Source organism: Stenotrophomonas sp. LGBM10 (assembly GCF_046736075.1).
GTDB lineage: Bacteria > Pseudomonadota > Gammaproteobacteria > Xanthomonadales > Xanthomonadaceae > Stenotrophomonas.
Genome location: NZ_CP177163.1, coordinates 2,314,065 through 2,332,711 on the forward strand (window position 1 = coordinate 2,314,065; position 18,647 = coordinate 2,332,711).

Genomic DNA, 18,647 nt, shown 5'->3' on the forward strand with positions numbered 1-18,647 from the left:
CCCCCGACTGGTATAATTGCTGTTGCAACCCCTTATCTCTCGGCGCCCCGCCTCACGGTGGCGGCCCGACCTGCGGAGCCTACGGCAAGCGCAATGACTGAAGAACAGAACACCCCGGCAACCACCGGCAATTACGACGCCAACAGCATCACCGCCCTGGAAGGCCTCGAGGCAGTCCGCAAGCGTCCTGGCATGTACATCGGCGACGTCCACGACGGCACCGGTCTGCACCACATGGTGTTCGAGGTTGTCGACAACTCCATCGACGAAGCCTTGGCCGGCCATGCCGACCACGTGGCGGTGACGATTCACGCCGACGGTTCGGTCTCGGTCTCGGACAACGGTCGCGGTATCCCGACCGGCAAGCACGAGCAGATGAGCAAGAAGCTCGATCGCGAGGTCTCCGCGGCGGAAGTCGTGATGACCGTGCTGCACGCCGGCGGCAAGTTCGACGACAACAGCTACAAGGTTTCCGGTGGTCTGCACGGCGTCGGTGTCAGCGTGGTCAACGCGCTGTCGCAGAAGCTGCTGCTGGACATCTACCAGGGCGGCTTCCACTACCAGCAGGAATACAGCGACGGTGCGGCGCTGGTCCCGCTGAAGCAGGTGGAGCCCAGCAGCAAGCGCGGCACCACCCTGCGTTTCTGGCCGTCGGTGAAGGCATTCCACGACAACGTGGAGTTCCACTACGAGATCCTGGCCCGCCGCCTGCGCGAGCTGTCGTTCCTGAACTCCGGCGTCAAGATCGTCCTGATCGACGAGCGCGGCGATGGCCGTCGCGACGACTTCCACTACGAAGGCGGTATCCGCAGCTTCGTGGAGCATCTGGCGCAGCTGAAGACGCCGCTGCACCCGAACGTGATCTCGGTGACCGGCGAGTCCAACGGCATCACCGTGGAGGTGGCGCTGCAGTGGACCGATTCCTACCAGGAAACGATGTACTGCTTCACCAACAACATTCCGCAGAAGGACGGCGGTACCCACCTGGCCGGTTTCCGCGGTGCGCTGACCCGTGTGCTCAACAACTACATCGAGCAGAACGGCATCGCCAAGCAGGCCAAGATCAACCTGACCGGCGACGACATGCGCGAAGGCATGATCGCGGTGCTGTCGGTGAAGGTGCCGGATCCGAGCTTCTCCAGCCAGACCAAGGAAAAACTGGTCAGCTCGGACGTGCGCCCGGCCGTGGAAAGTGCCTTCGGCCAGCGCCTGGAAGAGTTCCTGCAGGAAAACCCGAACGAAGCCAAGGCGATCGCCGGCAAGATCGTCGACGCCGCCCGTGCGCGCGAAGCGGCCCGCAAGGCGCGTGATCTGACCCGCCGCAAGGGCGCGCTGGATATCGCCGGCCTGCCGGGCAAGCTGGCCGACTGCCAGGAGAAAGACCCGGCGCTGTCCGAACTGTTCATCGTCGAGGGTGACTCCGCAGGTGGCTCGGCCAAGCAGGGTCGCAACCGCAAGAACCAGGCGGTGCTGCCGCTGCGCGGCAAGATCCTCAACGTGGAACGCGCCCGCTTCGACCGCATGCTCGCCTCCGACCAGGTCGGTACGCTGATCACCGCGCTGGGTACCGGCATCGGCCGCGATGAGTACAACCCGGACAAGCTGCGCTACCACCGCATCATCATCATGACCGACGCCGACGTCGACGGCGCGCACATCCGCACCCTGCTGCTGACGTTCTTCTACCGTCAGATGCCGGAGCTGATCGAGCGCGGTCACGTCTACATCGGCCTGCCGCCGCTGTACAAGATCAAGCAGGGCAAGCAGGAGCTGTACCTGAAGGACGATCCCGCGCTGGATGCCTACCTGGCCAGCAGCGCCGTGGAAAACGCATCGCTGGTGCCGGCCGATGGCGAGCCGGGCATCGAAGGGCTGGGCCTGGAAAAGCTGCTGCTCACCTACGCCTCGGCGCAGGAAGCGATCAGCCGCAATGCCCATCGCTACGATCGCCAGCTGCTCGAAGCGTTGATCGATTTCACCCCGATGGATCTGGAACACCTGCGCAAGGCCGGTGCCGATGAAGGCCTGGCCGCGCTGGCCACCCGCCTCAACCAGGGCAGCCTGGGCTCGCCGCGTTACAGTCTGCAGCTGCAGGAGCCCACCGACGAGCGTCCGGCTGCCGTGCTGGTCACGCGTCGCCACATGGGCGAAGAGCTGATCCAGGTGCTGCCGTTGAGTGCCTTCGAAACCGGCGAACTGCGTGCGCTGCACCAGTCCTCGCTGCTGCTGCACGGCCTGGTCCGTGCCGGCGCGAAGATCAGCCGTGGCGCCAAGTCGGTGGAGGTCGAGAGCTTCTCGCAGGCACGCGACTGGCTGCTGGACGAAGCCAAGAAGGGTCGCCAGATCCAGCGCTTCAAGGGCCTGGGCGAAATGAATCCGGAACAGCTGTGGGATACCACGGTCAATCCGGACACCCGTCGCCTGCTGCAGGTCCGCATCGAAGACGCGGTCGCCGCCGACCAGATCTTCAGCACCCTGATGGGCGATGTGGTGGAGCCGCGCCGCGACTTCATCGAAGACAACGCGCTGAAGGTCGCCAACCTGGATATCTGACACAATCGGGGCAAGGCCGGCCGGGTGCGACCTGCACCCTGGCCGGCCATCGCCTCCCGATGCCAGGAATCCGATGTCCGCTACCGCCCCGGCGTCCATGACGCCTCCCCTGCCGCCGCCGGTTCCGCCGGTGGCCAGCAAGCCCGGCTCACCTCTGGCCGGTTTCTTCATCGACCTGGGCATCGCCGCGGTCGTACTGTTCGGGTTGAGCCTGATGGCCGGCCTGGCCTGGGGCGTGTACCGCGGCATCGAGGTCGGCTATGCCGCCGCCAAGAACGGCGACGCGGTGGGTTCAGCCGCCGACCTCACCACACAGCTCGGCCAACCCGGCGCACTCGCCCAGATCCTGATGGCGCTGATCGCCACCGGCGGTGCCGCCCTGCTGCTCTACTTCTGGCGCCGTCGCGCCACCCCCGTGGAACAGGCCACCTCGCGCAGTGCCGCCCGCCGTCCCAGCACGTGGGGCTGGACCGTCCTGGTTGCCGCCGGCGTGGTGATCGGCAGCAACGGCATCGCCTTCCTGGCCAAGCAGGCCGGCATCGAACCGGTGCCGACCAACCTCGGCTTGATGGAACAGGCGCTGTCGCGCTTCCCGCTGTTCCTGGCGGTATTTGCCATCGTGCTCGCCCCAGCCTACGAGGAACTGCTGTTCCGCCGGGTGCTGTTCGGGCGCTTGTGGCAGGCGGGCCGTCCCATGCTGGGCATGCTGCTGAGCAGCCTGGCCTTCGCCCTGGTCCATGAAATTCCCGGCACCAGCGCCAACGGCCCGCTGGAAATCGCGCAGTTGTGGCTGGTCTACGGTGGCATGGGCGCGGCGTTCGCCTGGCTGTACCAGCGGACCGGCACCCTGTGGGCACCGATCGTCGCGCACGGCCTGAACAACGCGATTGCCCTGGCCGCGCTCGTGTTCCTGGGCGTGCACTGAACCTGCAGGACCGATTGACGAAAAATTAAGCCGTCGCATACGACACTGCGGACATGAACACGGGGGACGCATCGATGAAACCAGTTCTGTTGGGGCTTGCGATCGCGCTGCTGGTCAGCGCGTGCGCGACCACCACCTCGCCGACCGGTCGGCGTCAGATGGTGGGCGGCGTGTCCCAGGCCGAGCTGGACCAGCTCGGCGCACAGGCGTTTGCCCAGACCAAGCAGAAGGAAAAAGTCAGCACCGACGGCCGGCAGAATGCCTACGTGCAGTGCGTGGTCGATGCGCTCGTCGCGCAGTTGCCGCCTCAGTACCGTGGCGTACGGTGGGAAACGGCGGTGTTCGTCGACAACGAGCCCAACGCGTTCGCCCTGCCGGGCGGCAAGGTCGGGGTGAACTCCGGCATCCTCACCGTGGCCAAGAACCAGGACCAGCTCGCCGCCGTGATCGGCCACGAGATCGGGCATGTGATCGCGCGCCACCACGAGGAGCGCATTACCCGCCAGATGGGCGCGCAGACCGGCCTGAGCGTGCTTGGCATGCTGGCAGGCGCCGCCTACGGCGATGCCGCCGCCAGTACGGTCAATCAGCTCGGCGGCATGACCGCCCAGACCGCCTTCCTGCTGCCCGGCTCGCGCACCCAGGAGTCCGAAGCGGACGTGCTGGGCCAGCGCCTGATGGCCGAGGCGGGCTTCGACCCGGCGCAGGCGGTCAATCTGTGGCAGAACATGATGGCCGCCAGCAGCGGCCGCTCGCCGCAGTGGATGTCCACCCACCCTGATCCCAGCAACCGGATCCGGGAACTGCAGCGCGACGCCCCTGCCCTCACAGGCGTGTACCAGCAGGCCCAGGCGGCCGGGCGGCGTCCACGGTGCGGCTGATTCGACTAAAGGATGCTGTATTGCAGCATCGGAAACGATTTCTCACGCCATCGGTTTCTGATACGTTTGGCGGCTCAGATTTTTCTGACAGTCCGTTTTGATGCCGCCACGGCGGTTCCGATCGAGGTGAAAGATGATTTTCAGCAACCACAAGCAAGCCGTGCTTTCCGTCCTCATCGCGACCGCACTCGGTGGCGTGGTCGTCACCGATGCCGTCGCCCAGACGCGTTCGACCGATCGTTCCAGTGATCGCCGCGGTGGAAAGCAGGCCAAGGCCGAAGTGCTTTTCCCGAACGCGACCCGTCAGGAGCCGACCGTCAAGGCCTCCGCCAAGATGGGCAGCAAGCTGCAGAAGCTGGTAGACAACTACAACAAGCAGAAGTTCCCGGAAACCCGCGCTCTGGCTGACGAGATCCTCGCCAACGCCGACGCCAATGCCTACGACAAGTCGCTGGCCGCCCAGTTGGCCTCGCAGGCCGCCTACCAGACCGAAGACAACGCCGCCGCCAAGAAGTACCTGCAGCAGGCGCTGGACTTCAACGGCCTGGACAACAACGGCTACTTCCAGTCGATGCTGATGCTCGGCCAGCTGCAGCTGCAGGACGACCAGCTCCAGGAAGGCCTGGCCACGCTGGACAAGTACTTCGCCGAGAGCAAGTCGGCCAAGCCGGAAGAACTGGTGATCAAGGGCCAGGCCCTGTACCAGCAGCAGCGCTACGCCGATGCCATCCCGGTGCTGCAGCAGGCCATCGCCGGCGCCACCGAACCGAAGGACAGCTGGAACCAGCTGCTGATGGCGGCGATGTCCGAAGCCGGCCAGACCGGTGAAGCGGTCAAGCAGGCCGAAGGCCTGGCTGCGCGCAACCCGAACGACAAGAAAGCCCAGCTGAACCTGGCCAGCATGTACATGCAGGCCGACCAGATGGACAAGGCCGCCGCGGTGATGGACAAGCTGCGCGCCTCCGGCCAGCTCACCGAAGAGCGCGAGTACAAGCAGCTGTACTCGATCTATGCCAACACCGAACACAAGGAAAAGGATGTCATCGCGGTCATCAACGAAGGGTTGCAGAAGGGCATCCTGAAGCCGGACTACCAGGTGTACCTGGCGCTGGCCCAGTCCTACTATTACTCCGACCAGGTGCCGCAGGCCATCGAGGCGTGGCAGAAGGCCGCCCCGCTTTCCAAGGACGGTGAAACCTACCTGAATCTGGCACGCGTTTTGCACAGTGAAGGTCGCATCCCGGAGGCCAAGCAGGCCGCCCAGCAGGCGCTGGCGAAGGGTGTGAAGAACCAGGCGGATGCCAAGAAAATCATCAACCTGAAGTAAGTAGGAATAACGCCTGAACGCCCGCGCGATTGATGCGCAGGCGCTCAGGATTGGTATAAGCTTGGAGGTTCCTGCGGTGTCATGCACCGCTGATCATGGGCTACCTGTCCCCGGGTATCCCGGCCCCACTAATGAGCTCTTGGCGCATGACGGAACAACTAGTCGTTCACAGGTACGAACAACGCGATGACACCGGCTTCAGCTGGCCGCGGATCGTGGGTATCGCTTTTGTAATCGCACTGCATCTCGCCGCCTTCATGATGCTTCTGATCCCGGCTGTGGCTCCCAAGGCCGCTGCGGAGAAAGAACGCAACATCATGGTGACCCTGGTCGACGCTCCGCCGCCGCCCCCACCGCCGCCGCCGCCGCCGCCGCCGCAGGATACGCCGCCGCCGCCGGTGAAGAACCTGTCGCCGCCGAAGCCCTCGCCGGTGCCGCCGCCGCCGCAGGCGCCTGTGGTCGACGTCCCGGAACCGCGTCCGAACGACATCGTCACGCCGCCGTCGCCCCCCTCGCCGCCGGCTCCGCCGACGTCGATCGAGGCAAGCGTCGACATCTCGTCGAAGAACATGAACCCCCCGCGCTACCCGCCGGCCGCGTTCCGCGCAGGTATCCAGGGTGAAGTCATCCTGATCATTGATGTCGATGCCAACGGCAACGTCACCAATGTCTCGGTCGAGAAGTCCAGCCGTAACCGTGACCTTGACCGCGCCGCGATGGAAGCAGCTCGCAAGTGGAGCTTCCGTTCTGCGGAGTCGGGCGGGAAGAAGGTCGCAGGTCGCGTTCGCGTCCCGGTCAACTTTGCGCTGAACTGATGGTTGCCGGTGGCCCGCCGGCCACCGTTCCATCGGTTGTTTGTAGCCACACCCTTTATCACCACACACAACAAAGGTAAGCGTCATGCTGCAGGAAATTTTCATCGCCGCTGCTGCCGGGGGCAACTCGTCGAACGCCCTCTCGCAGATGGGCTTCGAGCACCTGATCCACGAAATGACCACCAAGCCGGGCGACTTCGCCGTCTCCTGGGTCGTGCTGCTGACCCTGGTCATCATGTCCGCCATGTCCTGGTACTGGACCGTCATCAACATCTTCCGTGCTACCCGCCTGAAGAGCGCTGCTGACAAGGTCGTGAGCCTGTTCTGGGATACCCCGAACGCCCAGGACGCCATCCGTGCGATGGAAGAGCAGCCGGCTTCCGAGCCCTTCTCGAAGATCGCCCTGGACGCTGCGCAGGCTGCTGCCCACCACCAGCGTGCCGAAGGCGGCGCCACCGGTGGCCTGGGTGAGAACCTGAGCCGTTCGGAGTTCGTCGACCGCGCCCTGCGTCAGGCCGTGACCCGCGAAAGCAACAACCTGCAGTCGGGCATGACCCTGCTGGCCACCGTCGGCGCAACCGCTCCGTTCGTGGGTCTGCTGGGTACCGTGTGGGGCATCTACGGCGCGCTGATCAAGATCGGTGCAACCGGTTCGGCCTCCATCGACGCCGTTGCCGGCCCGGTGGGTGAAGCCCTGATCATGACCGCCATCGGTCTGTTCGTGGCAATCCCGGCCGTGTTCGCCTTCAACTTCTTCAGCAAGATCAACAGCGCCACGATCAGCAAGTTCGATACGTTCGCTCACGACCTGCACGACTTCTTCGCCACCGGTTCGCGCGTCCGCTAATTGCGACGCGCTGTACCCAGGCGAGAACGTAGTCAACACGATCTAGACGGAGCCCGTTATGGCTTTCAGTAGTGGTAACAGCGGCGGCCCAATGGCCGACATCAACGTTACGCCCCTCGTGGACGTGATGCTGGTGCTGCTGATCATCTTCATCATCACGGCGCCCCTGATGTCCCACAAGGTCAAGGTGGATCTGCCCGAGGCCAACCTGGTGCAGAACCCGGATGACGCTGAAAAGCGTTCGGGCCCGATCACCCTGGCAGTCAAGGAAGACGGCTCGATCTACTGGAACGACGAGGAAATCGACAAGCAGACTCTCGAGTCTCGCCTGGCGACCGCCGCCCAGCAGACCCCGCAGCCGCCGCTCAACCTGCGTGGTGACCGCACCACCAAGATGCGCGTCATCAACGAGATGACCAAGGTTGCGCAGGAACAGGGCATGCTCGATGTTGGCTTCGTTGCCACCAAAGAGAAGGGGCAGTAAGCCATGGCATTCAGTACCGGTGGTAACAAGGGCCCAATGGCCGACATCAACGTCACTCCCCTCGTGGACGTGATGCTGGTGCTGCTGATCATCTTCATCGTCACCGCGCCGATCATGACGTACCCGATCGCCGTGGACCTGCCGCAGCGCGTGCTCAACCCACCGCCGGTGACTGTCGAGCCGCCGCCGCCGATCGAGCTGAAGGTGGACGCCAGCAATCAGGTGACGTGGGACAACAGTCCGGTTCCCGTGCACGAGCTGCAGCAGCGCATGGAGCAGGCCGTCCAGCGCGATCCGACCAACCAGCCGGAACTGCGCATCGACGCCAGCCCGGACTCCGAGTACGACGTGATGGCCAAGGTGTTGGCTGCCGCGAAGAATGCTGGGATGAAGAAGATCGGTTTCGTGCAGCAGTAATACGCAAGACCGCAGTCATGACGCGACTGGAAAACGCCCCTGGAGACAGGGGCGTTTTTTTTTGGGGGCGCCGCGCCGGATGTACGGCCCGCTATCATCCGCACATGCTCGCCACCTTCCATACCCTCCGCGACTGGGTCGCAGGCATTCCCCACCTGGGCCCGCTGCTTGCCGTGGCCTACGTGCTCTACCTGCTCTGGCTGACCGGCTGGATCATGCTGCAGAAGCGCGAGCCGGTGGCTACCCTCAGCTGGATCCTGTCGCTGGCCGCCCTGCCCTACCTCGGCCTCTTCATCTACTACCTGCTGGGCCCGCAGAAGGTGAAGCGGCAGCGCCTGCGCCGCGGCCGTTCGCGGTCGGGCATGGAGCACTACAGCAGCGTGTGCCCGCCCGATGCCGACTGCACCGAGCTGGCCAAGATCGCCCAGGCCACCACCGGCCTGGCGCCCAGTTCGGCCACCGAGGTTGAATGGCTGGTGGATGGCGCGGCCACCTACCGCGCCCTGCTGGCGGCCATCGCGCAGGCACGTGACCACCTGCACCTGGAGTACTACATCTTCAACCCCGACCACGCCGGTACCGCCCTGCGCGACGCCCTGGTGGAGCGCGCCCGCGCCGGCGTACGCGTGCGCCTGCTGCTCGATGCGGTGGGCTCCTCGGCCATCCGCAAGCGCTTCCTGGCGCCGCTGCTGGAGGCTGGCGCCGAGGTGGTGTGGTTCCATCCGCGGCAGCTGCTCAAGCCGTTCAAGCGGCCGTGGCTCAACATGCGCACCCACCGCAAGCTGGTCATCATCGACGGCCGCGAAGCCTTCACCGGTGGCATCAACATCACCGACGAGGAAGACGAAAGCCGGCGCAGCGATGCCTACCGCGACCTGCACATGCGCCTGCGCGGCCATGTGGTGCGCAGCCTGCAGCTGGTCTTCATCGAAGACTGGATCTACGCCAGCGGCGAAACGCCGGAGCGCTTCAACATCGCCCAGCTGTGGCCCAACGACATGGCCAGCCGCGGCGAGGGGCGGATCAACGCGCAGGTCCTGGTGTCCGGCCCGGACTCGTCCTGGGAAACCATCCACCGCCTGCACGTGGCCGCCATCCACGAGGCGCGCGAACGGGTCTGGCTGGTCACCCCCTACTTCGTCCCCGGCGAAGCCGCGCGCATGGCGCTCACCTCCGCCGCGCTCGGTGGTCTGGACGTGCGCCTGCTGGTGCCCAAGATGAGCGACTCCTGGTTCGTCACCCAGGCCGCGCGCTCCTACTTCGACGAGCTGCTCCAGGCCGGCGTCAGGATCTACGAGTACGGCCCGCGCATGCTGCATACCAAGGCCTTCATCGCCGACGACGACGTCTGCATCGTTGGCAGCGCCAACTTCGATCACCGCAGCTTCCGCCTCAACTTCGAGCTGTCCATGATGCTTGGCGACGCCGACCGCGTGGCCGCCCTCGCCGCCCTGCTCAGTGCCGAGTTCGACGCCGCCGTGCCGGTGCGCAACGACCGCCAGCGCGCCCTGTGGCGCCACCGCGTGCCCGAGGCCTTCGCCCGCCTCGCCTCTCCGCTGCTCTGAGACCGGCAGCGTGGAACCACGCTTGGCCTCGGCGCTACACTGGCCGGGTCAAACGGGGAGTGCTGACATGTACTGGTTGTTTCTGCTGCTCGCGCTGGGCTGCTTCGCCCTCGCGCTCAAGGCATCCCAGATGGGATGGATGATGCTGGCCCTGGCCGGCACCCTGCTGTTCCTGCTGGCCTGGGTGCGCGGCCTGTACGTTGCCCGATTCGGTGGCCTGCAGCGCGACACCAGCCAGCTCATCGACCCCCTCGAACTGCGCCGGTTGCGCGAGCAGGCCCAGGCCCGCCAGCAGCCGGCTACCGACGATTCCGACCCCCTGTAGTCCCATGACCCAGCTCAGCGTCAACGTGAACAAGATCGCCGTCCTGCGCAACTCGCGCGGCGGCACCGATCCGGATGTCCTGCAGGCCGCCCGCGCCTGCCTCGACGCCGGCGCGCACGGCATCACCGTGCACCCGCGCCCGGACCGCCGGCATATCCACGCCGAGGACGTGCTGGCGCTGTCGGCGCTGACCAGCGCGCGTGGCATCGAGTTCAACATCGAAGGCAATCCCTTCGCCCCGCCGCGCGAGGGCTATCCGGGCCTGCTGCCGCTGTGCGAGCTGACCCGCCCCGCCCAGGCCACGCTGGTGCCCGATGGCGACGGCCAGCTCACCTCCGACCACGGCTTCGACTTCGCCCGCGACGCCGAGCGCCTGCGCCCGCTGATCGCCGCGCTGAAGTCCTACGGGTGCCGGGTCAGCCTGTTCGTTGATGCCGGCAACCCGGACCTGGCCCAGGCCGCGGCCATCGGCGCCGACCGCATCGAGCTCTACACCGGCCCCTACGCCGACGCCCATGCCGCCGGCGATGCCACCGCCATGCTGGCCCTGTTCGCCGACGCTGCCCGCCGGGCCCAGGCCGTCGGCCTCGGGGTCAACGCCGGGCACGACCTGTCGCAGGACAACCTCGCCGACTTCCTGCGCGCCGTCCCTGACGTGCTGGAAGTCTCGATCGGCCATGCGCTGATCAGCGAAGCCCTCTACGACGGCCTCGACGCCACAGTGAAGGGCTACCTGGCCCTGCTTTGACCCGTCGCTGACGTGGCGTGACCCGCCCGCGTGGCCTGTGGACAACGTTGGGGACCAACCCGCGCCATAGGCCCGCAAACCCAGCAGGCACAAGGGTTTCGCTTCCCTTTTGGGCTGTGGTTAGTAATACTGCTAACCCATGTGCACCCCGCTGCCAGCCCCCCGCCTCCCGGCCGGGTCTCAATCGTTGAGACCCGCCCCGGCTAGCCTTTGATCATGGGTATCGCGATCAAAGGCCGAGGTTCCACAACGCACCTGGCGGGCCGTTTCGAGGTCACCGTCAGCGAAGCCGTGGACGACGGCTGGGAGGCGGACGACAGCGAGGAGTTCGCCACGCCGCGCCTGCGCACCGAAGTGCGCGCCGAAACCGCGCGCAGCATCATCAGCCGCAACAAGTCGCCCGACGTCGGCTTCAGCCAATCGGTCAATCCGTACCGCGGTTGCGAGCATGGTCTGAATTTCCCATAAGTGTTCACTGAGAAAGCGCTTCCTAATCAGCAACTTGCGAAGGAAATAGTGAACACTCTCGCGGCCAAATCTTCGAAAATCGTCCAGAAAGCGTCATTCCGCCAAGGTTGGTCGATCGGAGACTGGGAGAGTTGGGGAGAAACGTTCTAGAGGCCTGCCTCTGCCAGCAACTCAGACATGGTCTTCTCGAGGCCATTGGCCACCCGTTCAAGTGTGGCGAGAGTGACATTCTTCTCGCCACGCTCAATTTTGCTGTAGTAAGCCCGGTGCATCTGGATATGGTCTGCAAAGCCTTCCTGACTGAATCAAAGAGCGACACGACTCGCCCGGATGACGTCGGCCAGGACTGCCTGATGCGTATGTTCGACCATACGACCAAGCTTGTGGTTCCAGTACTTTAAAGACTACGCCTCTAAAGGTAGTCTACTTATAAGTACTGATCTGAATTCCCATAAATTTCTATCTCGTATGCCCGGAACTGGAACTGACTCTAGAGCTGCCCTTATCTCCTTTAGGAAGGGAACAAGTGATCAGCCAGGTTCGTCGAATGCAAGAAGACGAAGGCCAGTCGAAAAGCTTTGAGCACCGTCTAGCGGAGGAACTCTCGAGGCTCATCCCAGAACTCACCGACTGGGACATCAAGCCCCCGACAGGAGCGCAGATGGCATACGCAGTCTCGCTGTGTGCGCAACTGGGAATTGTGCTCCCAGCAGCTACCCGTCGATCACGGGGCCTAATGCAGACCTTCCTGGCTGAAGCCAAAGCGCTTGCTAGCCAACGGGACTGATGGCTGCCCAGCCGCAACCGCCCTGTGGATAAGGTTGGGAATACAACACGTCGCGATGAAGCATGAGGCCTACAGCTAGCTGAATCCCCGGACCTTGCAGTCCCTGTGGTTAGCAATAATACTAACTACTCATTAAGGGCTGAGGGCGGCATGGAACAGGATGCTCGAAAGGCTCAGGTACCTATCAAAGGCCGAGGCTCCGCTTCACGCGTGCAAAGCCGCTTCGATGCGACGACAACGGTCGGCGTCGATGATGGCTGGGAATCGATCTACGAAGACCTGCAGGAGTTGCCGCGGCTGAGAACTGAGGTGACCGAAGAACGCGCCCGGACTGTGATCAGCCGCAACAACTCTCCCGACGTTGGATTCAGTGCGTCGGTCAATCCCTATCGGGGATGCGAGCACGGATGCGTCTACTGCTTCGCCCGACCTTCCCACAGCTACCTCAGCCTATCGCCAGGGCTGGACTTTGAGACCAAGCTCTTTGCGAAAACCAACGCCGCAGAGCGGTTGCGCAATGAGCTTGGTCGTCCCAGCTACCAATGCGCTGCCATCGCCCTGGGTATCAACACGGACGGATACCAGCCCATCGAAAGGAGCTACCAAATTACCCGCCAATGCCTTGAGCTTCTGGCCGAAACGCGCCACCCCGTGAGCTTCGTGACCAAGAGTGCATTGATCACTCGCGACATCGATCTACTCGCGGCCATGGCAAAAGACCGCCTGGTCACGGTGTACTTCTCAGTGACCACACTTGATCGAAAGCTATCAGCAAAGCTCGAGCCACGAGCTGCTGCTCCGCACGCACGGCTAAGGGCGATGGAGACACTCCATAAGGCCGGCGTGCCTGTTGGTGTACTGGTGGCTCCTGTCATCCCCCGCATCACTGACCACGAACTCGAGGCGATCCTCGAAGAAGCGCACGCCCATGGAGCGCGGGCTGCAGGCTACGTGCTGCTGCGACTACCCAACGAGATCAAGGACATCTGGAAAGAGTGGCTGGAACTGCACTATCCGGACCGGGCAGAACACGTTCTCAGCCTCATGCGCCAGTTGCATGGTGGCAAAGAGTACGACGCCGCATTCGGTACCAGAATGCGAGGTACGGGCCCCTTTGCAGATCTACTTTCCCAAAGATTCAAGAAGGTGCACAGAAGCTTGGGATTCGCAAAGCTCCCTCCCCTGAACACCCAACTCTTTCAGCCCCCCAGAGAGCTGTCGCCCCAGGGCCAACTGTTCTGAGAAGTAAGATGGAGCCCACTCCAAGCGGGTGGGCAAGCTGTCTCAAGCTGTGAGATGAGCAAAAGCTAGCTTTCTCGGAAACAACTACACCGAGAGAATGGTAATGAGCTGGCTGAAACTGATACGCCTCTACTACCCCGCTGGCCTGGTGGCGACTCTCTCCTTGGCATTCGCGATAGTCGTGCATCCCCTTGGCGACAAAAGCTTGACCAGAGGCTTCTATGAAGTGGCCATGTGGCTACCAACTGCGGGCCTGGCATTTGCCTTCATTCATGGTCTGTGGACACTCCATCGGTGTTGCCAAGCGGGACTAGGCACAGGACCGATTTGTCCTTACCGCGGGGGGCCGCTGGGCGCCGAAAAAAGCGGCAAGTACAGCCTCCACAGGACCTGCGTGGCATGTGGAAAGCACGCAAACAAGCGCCACTACCGCTGATCACAACCGACTGATGCTGCATCAATCTAGTTCCCTGCTAGTTTCCGCCACTGCGACGGCAGCAACGTCCGCTCTATCGCCGGATCAGCATTCCGCTGCTGAAGTCAACGCCCCAAAGTGGTCCTTGAACAAAGGGATCAGGCACAGATGCCACATCAGCCAGCAAGCATACATAGCGTCGCCACTGTACGGCACACCGTCGCTTGCGGTGCCATGGGCGATGGCATGCCTGAGTCCTGGACCGGATCGAGCGAGAAAAACTCGATCGATGTCATCAATCACTGCCTCTCCAAAGATCCTGTCCAACTCACTCCGATGATTCTTGTAGAGCTGAGTAATGCTCATGTCCTCCTGTGTCCCTGAATCCTCATCGTGCCGAACGACGTCGACATCGTGCCCCTTGAGGACATAGATCAGCGAAGCCTCCATAAGTGGGGTCAGGATGAAAAGTGCCGACGTCAAATCACCATGTAAGAACGCTAAAAATCCTCGTGAGAAGGTTTCCGTAAGATCGGTTGGCACGAACGGGCTATCTCGACAGAGTAGAGAGACGTCCTCGTATGAAATTGGATGCTCCAAAGCCAGCTGGTACAAGACGACAGCAATACGTCCTTGCACCACGGTGCCACGATAAATCTCCTCCTGCCTCGCAACTGCATGTTCCAGGGCAGCAGAGTCAATATCGCGCAGACCTGCTCCAGGCGCCCTGAAGCGAACATAGCCATCGGAGTCATACTGCTCTACGCCAAACAGCGAGCTCAATGGATGCTTCCGTATGCCTTCGATGGCCTCTGCTTCTATGACTTGGGTAGGCCGCGGGCGATGGATGGATGCGAGCAAAAACAGTCCGTCCTTGAGTGAAGCTCCTTTGGCTCGACTCCTTACAGCATCAACTAGCTCGCTCAAATCCCATGAATACTCAAACGAGCTAAAGTCATCCTCTGCAGCGGACTGAAGACGAATCAACTCTGTGCGAAGTTCACGCTTGGAAGCCTTGGCGTCAGCTGAGGACAGCCCGCGCAGAAGATCGATGGCCTGCTGCACAAAGTGAGATCCACTTAGCGTGCCACCTAACAAACGGCCATGCTCCGCCATAACGCCGCTAGCCTCAATCAGGCACCTCTCATAACTGGCATTGTCCTGCGCGCGGCGCCACGCGCGCCCAGCAGAAGCAAGTGCATCGCACACGGCATGCGGGTTCTGATCAGGGGAGAATCCGTGGGCAGCGACTTCCATCCGAGGCGCACAGTTGCCTGGTTCATCGAGCTCAAAGTCCAGAGCCAGGGTCATCATCAACAGTAGTCCCTCACTGTTGCCCTCAGCCTCGAAACTGTCGGCAGCGGAAAGGCAAAATCGCCTCAGCACCCTAAAATCTGGGTCATCCCGATCAAGATGCATGATGTCGCAGATCTGCAGTCCCCTGCGCAACGCATTGCCGATCACACTGACAGGTAGATGACCTGCATCAAAGTCACGGTGCCTAAGCTGCTGAGTCATCAGTCCTTCCGCAACACGATAGTACGCGAGTGCAGCCTCCCTACCCGAATCAACCCGACCCCGTTCGACAAACCAACCGAGATCGCAGAGCCGAGCACAAATCACGGGGTTGGGTGAACGACGCCCAAGGGCCTCTAGTACTGCGCCACATCCCTTCCAGTCAGTGCCGACAGCTGTCCGTCCATTGCCGGACTCAATCATCGCAGTGTACGGAGCCTTCGGCAGATCCAGCCTTTGGTGCAGCTGCAAGGCCGACCCAAGCAATTGCAGGACGCGACCACGCGAAGATGAGTTCTTCTCCTCGGAGCTCGGGCCATCGGCGAAGAACATATCACCGAGACGATGGGCAGAAGCCTCGCTAGTCAGAAGCTCGGCATCCGCGAGGTCAAACTGAAACTCATTGACGTCTGACAACGACGCTGCCGCCCAAGGATACTTCGCATCGTTCATTGAGCTCCTCCAATCCGACACGTGGAGACTGCGGCAGGTTCGCTAGCTCCATAAGAATAAAGACACAAGCAGCAGGGATACGAATATCCGAAGACCTGTCTGAGAAAAATCTCTACAAGGACTCCACAGGACCAGGCAACTCCTCTTCAACAAAGGGGAGTGGATCAACCAAGCCACCTTCGTCCAAGTAAGGTAGCCCCTCAGCCTTGCAAATCCCTGCTACCTCTCTTAGCAGTGAGTACACGCTCTCGAATCTATGGTCTACGGAAGCAGCAACCTTCGTAAGCGTCCTTCCCTCATGGACGATAGAGTTACGGAGCCTAACTATCTCCGCGATGGGGGCGGCAACGTCGGCAGCGACACGATGTCTTGTGAGCTTGTAGATGCGTTCAAAAATCTTCTCGATTGAACCATCCGATGCATTGCGCGCAGCTCGACGCGCGAACTCGCCACGAAGCTCGGACAAGGATGACGCAGCCAACACTTCACGTAGAGGCACGTACGCCTCCTCTCGCTTAGATGAGTTAGGCATCAGATGCGCATGAATCGACTGCGGTTTGGCAGTGAAGTACACCACGAGGAACTCAAAGATGATGTTCTCGACATACGTCGCAGCGGTGACGACCATAAGCGACGCGTAGTGATCAATGGCTGATAAAGCGTCACTGTAGGCAGAATCGCGAATACGTTCATCCAGACGACTGACATGAGGCGAAACCCGCGCTCCTCTATCACCCAACGTCTGCACGTAAAGAGATCGCTTGTACTCGGCTGCCACCGGCGGATGCTCTGCCAAGTCAACTAGCCTCGAGTAAGCGGCCGGTGTGGAAAGGACTCTCGCATGCCACTTTCCAACGTCAAAGGCCATTCTCATTCATCCCCGGGGGCCGATTCTGGACGCAATTCTGGGCCGCCGCCGCGCGTGCTGTCTACTCAAGGTTGAGAGAGCCATGGGATTCAGCCCCTAAAGACCCCGGGGCACAAACCTCTGTAAGCGCATGGATCCGATTAGGGCGCAGAACCGCGAGAACCTAGTGTCAATCTACCTACCGCGCACGATCTGCAGGCGGTGAGCAGAATGCACGCAGCGATAACCATGTCCTGATCTGAGCTCACCTCATACCCCGTCGGATAGCTTTCCACAGAGGCATATGCTGCGCACTTCCAAGGCTATTCATTATGAATAGGCGGCTCTCTTAGTAAAGGTATCAGTACCCAATGGTACGGTGCAAGTCTATGAAATAGCGGGGAAATAAACGCTAATGTGAACCATGCGCATCCAGGCCGTACCAGTAGGCTCACGCGCTTGCATTCCGAATTGGGACTGCTACGTTCCGCGCCCATGAAGGCCTACGACGCAGAAATCCGGGTGGTCAGGAACAACGAGGGGAAGAGTCCTGCTTCAAACGGGGGACTTTGGGGTACTCCTTTGCCGAATCACTTCTGCTTCTTGACCAGCCGAACTGACGGGAAAGTCATAGAGCCGGCGTTCGACTTCATGTGTGCCACCTATCTAACCAGGGCGGCGACGCCGTGCCTGAAGGGGGAAGGAACACCGCGCCAACCATCCTGGCCGACATAGCCGACTTCCATCACTACCTGGACGCCTCGGGCATCAAGGTGGCCGATATCTCATCCGCACACTTGAGGGGCTACGCCACAGACCTCTGTCACTCCAAGTCGGCAGCAACAGGAAAGAACCTGGCCGCGAGCACGGTCAATCGACGCTGGTCGACGCTCACGAAGTTCATCCTCTACTGCCTACGGCATGGATATCTGAAGAACGTGATCCCTACCGCCGAGCGAGACACCAAACGCGGGAAGGTCACCTATCTCGACATTGACGCAGATATCTCTGGATCAGGCAGCAACCTGCTTATCACTGCGCTTGACCCTCAAACCTTGGACCTCTTGCTTGAGGAGTTGGGGCCTCCTGTGAAGGAGATCATTGATCAAACAGTCGTGCTCTGCGAGGGCGCAACCACTGACCGACTCATGGCTGAGGTCTGCCTACATACGGGCCTAAGGCGCGCCGAAGTCTGCAATCTAGGGCTCTCTGCTATTGAGACCATGCCGCTCGATCAGCTGGACCCGGTGTCGGAGCTTCCAGTAGTGATCGTGGGCAAGGGGAACAAGGCGAGAAACGTCCCATTTCCTGTCTGGCTGCTTGGCGCGCTCAGCCTGTACGTCAGAACAACGCGACAGCTTGCAATGGCAAGAAGGCAAGGGCTGACGTCTGAACCCGATCATGACGCATTGTGCACCTGCGTCAGATGGAGCAGTCGTCTCAGCCGACGGCTCTCCGCCTTCTCTTCAAGAAGCTGTGCGCTCAGGCCGCGATTGGCTTCGGCCTTGGATGCCTTCCTAATTGCCTCCCACTGTTCTGAGTAGCGAGAACTGGAAGATCCAAAATTGGATCTGCTAACCCCTGATTCCCTTTCAACACCCTTGACGGAGACAAGGCGTTGCCCAGCCAATAGTTTTGCAACATTCGCTGGGTGCTCAGGCTTCTTCTGCACTAGCCGCGCGAGACCGGCCGTGATTCGTGCTTCGGTGGAAAGACGATTCTTCATTTGAACTCCCCAAGGTCGTTGACCAAGCAGGAATCTATGCCTCAGTACGCTTGTAGGTACATGAGTCAGAAATCGCAGTTGCGGCACACACAATGGCAAATGTGCGCTCACTCGAGGGAGAAAGCAACGCTGGGTTGCGCAGATACTCCGAAACTTACCTCGTGCACTGAGCTCCAATCCCTATCGGAACTTTTACCTGATCAATATGTGTGCTCCCGTACCGGCCATCGCTCTGTAGACAGGTCGCGGATGAAGAAGGCCAGAGATTTTCAGTCGATCTGACGACTCATACCCGAGGGTTTCAACT

At 61.8% G+C, this 18,647-nt stretch carries 16 protein-coding genes and 1 pseudogene; 14 read left to right on the forward strand and 3 right to left on the reverse strand.

Features of this window, described 5'->3' with window-relative positions:
* The first annotated feature begins 93 nt into the window (after positions 1-93).
* The 12 genes and pseudogenes from gyrB to ACLB90_RS09815 form a co-directional block, all read left to right on the forward strand.
* Positions 94-2,553 carry a DNA topoisomerase (ATP-hydrolyzing) subunit B gene (gene gyrB / locus ACLB90_RS09760; RefSeq protein WP_411849327.1) on the forward strand — a complete coding sequence of 820 codons (2,460 nt, stop codon included), beginning with the start codon at positions 94-96 and terminating at the stop codon, positions 2,551-2,553.
* Between the two features lie 73 nt (positions 2,554-2,626).
* On the forward strand, positions 2,627-3,478 hold the full coding sequence (locus tag ACLB90_RS09765) for a lysostaphin resistance A-like protein (RefSeq protein WP_411849328.1): 852 nt from the start codon (positions 2,627-2,629) through the stop codon (positions 3,476-3,478).
* A 74-nt stretch (positions 3,479-3,552) separates the two neighbouring features.
* A complete protein-coding gene (locus ACLB90_RS09770; protein WP_411849329.1) occupies positions 3,553-4,359 on the forward strand; it encodes a M48 family metallopeptidase in 807 nt (268 codons plus the stop codon).
* A 133-nt stretch (positions 4,360-4,492) separates the two neighbouring features.
* The gene (locus tag ACLB90_RS09775; protein WP_411849330.1) at positions 4,493-5,686 is read left to right on the forward strand and encodes a tetratricopeptide repeat protein; all 1,194 of its coding nucleotides are present in this window, start codon (positions 4,493-4,495) and stop codon (positions 5,684-5,686) included.
* Between the two features lie 146 nt (positions 5,687-5,832).
* A complete protein-coding gene (locus ACLB90_RS09780; RefSeq protein ID WP_411849331.1) occupies positions 5,833-6,501 on the forward strand; it encodes an energy transducer TonB in 669 nt (222 codons plus the stop codon).
* An 85-nt stretch (positions 6,502-6,586) separates the two neighbouring features.
* The gene (gene exbB, locus ACLB90_RS09785) at positions 6,587-7,348 is read left to right on the forward strand and encodes a TonB-system energizer ExbB (RefSeq protein WP_017356923.1); all 762 of its coding nucleotides are present in this window, start codon (positions 6,587-6,589) and stop codon (positions 7,346-7,348) included.
* Positions 7,349-7,406: 58 nt separating this feature from the next.
* Positions 7,407-7,832 (forward strand): ExbD/TolR family protein, encoded by a 426-nt coding sequence (locus ACLB90_RS09790; RefSeq protein ID WP_411849332.1) that lies wholly within the window; start codon positions 7,407-7,409, stop codon positions 7,830-7,832.
* Positions 7,833-7,835: 3 nt separating this feature from the next.
* Entirely contained in the window at positions 7,836-8,249 is a 414-nt protein-coding gene (locus ACLB90_RS09795) for an ExbD/TolR family protein (protein WP_411849333.1), read from the forward strand.
* A 104-nt stretch (positions 8,250-8,353) separates the two neighbouring features.
* Positions 8,354-9,814, forward strand: a complete 1,461-nt coding sequence (gene cls / locus ACLB90_RS09800) for a cardiolipin synthase (protein ID WP_411849334.1) — start codon at positions 8,354-8,356, stop codon at positions 9,812-9,814.
* Positions 9,815-9,881: 67 nt separating this feature from the next.
* Complete coding sequence (locus tag ACLB90_RS09805) at positions 9,882-10,139, forward strand: hypothetical protein (protein ID WP_411849335.1); 258 nt, start codon at positions 9,882-9,884, stop codon at positions 10,137-10,139.
* A 4-nt stretch (positions 10,140-10,143) separates the two neighbouring features.
* Positions 10,144-10,887, forward strand: a complete 744-nt coding sequence (locus ACLB90_RS09810) for a pyridoxine 5'-phosphate synthase (protein WP_411849336.1) — start codon at positions 10,144-10,146, stop codon at positions 10,885-10,887.
* Positions 10,888-11,103: 216 nt separating this feature from the next.
* Positions 11,104-11,349: pseudogene (locus ACLB90_RS09815) on the forward strand (radical SAM protein); the annotation flags it as partial.
* A 152-nt stretch (positions 11,350-11,501) separates the two neighbouring features.
* Here the strand turns inward: ACLB90_RS09815 and ACLB90_RS09820 are convergent.
* Positions 11,502-11,627, reverse strand: a complete 126-nt coding sequence (locus ACLB90_RS09820) for a helix-turn-helix domain-containing protein (protein ID WP_008267139.1) — start codon at positions 11,625-11,627, stop codon at positions 11,502-11,504.
* A 665-nt stretch (positions 11,628-12,292) separates the two neighbouring features.
* On the opposite strand from ACLB90_RS09820, the gene ACLB90_RS09825 reads away from it, so the two are divergent.
* Complete coding sequence (locus ACLB90_RS09825) at positions 12,293-13,384, forward strand: PA0069 family radical SAM protein (RefSeq protein ID WP_411849337.1); 1,092 nt, start codon at positions 12,293-12,295, stop codon at positions 13,382-13,384.
* A gap of 520 nt (positions 13,385-13,904) precedes the next feature.
* Here the strand turns inward: ACLB90_RS09825 and ACLB90_RS09830 are convergent.
* Entirely contained in the window at positions 13,905-15,767 is a 1,863-nt protein-coding gene (locus tag ACLB90_RS09830; RefSeq protein ID WP_411849338.1) for a hypothetical protein, read from the reverse strand.
* 112 nt (positions 15,768-15,879) lie between these two features.
* Positions 15,880-16,635, reverse strand: a complete 756-nt coding sequence (locus tag ACLB90_RS09835) for a hypothetical protein (protein WP_411849339.1) — start codon at positions 16,633-16,635, stop codon at positions 15,880-15,882.
* Positions 16,636-17,300: 665 nt separating this feature from the next.
* Between ACLB90_RS09835 and ACLB90_RS09840 the strand changes: the two genes are divergently transcribed.
* Complete coding sequence (locus ACLB90_RS09840; RefSeq protein ID WP_411849340.1) at positions 17,301-18,158, forward strand: tyrosine-type recombinase/integrase; 858 nt, start codon at positions 17,301-17,303, stop codon at positions 18,156-18,158.
* Positions 18,159-18,647: the final 489 nt, after the last annotated feature.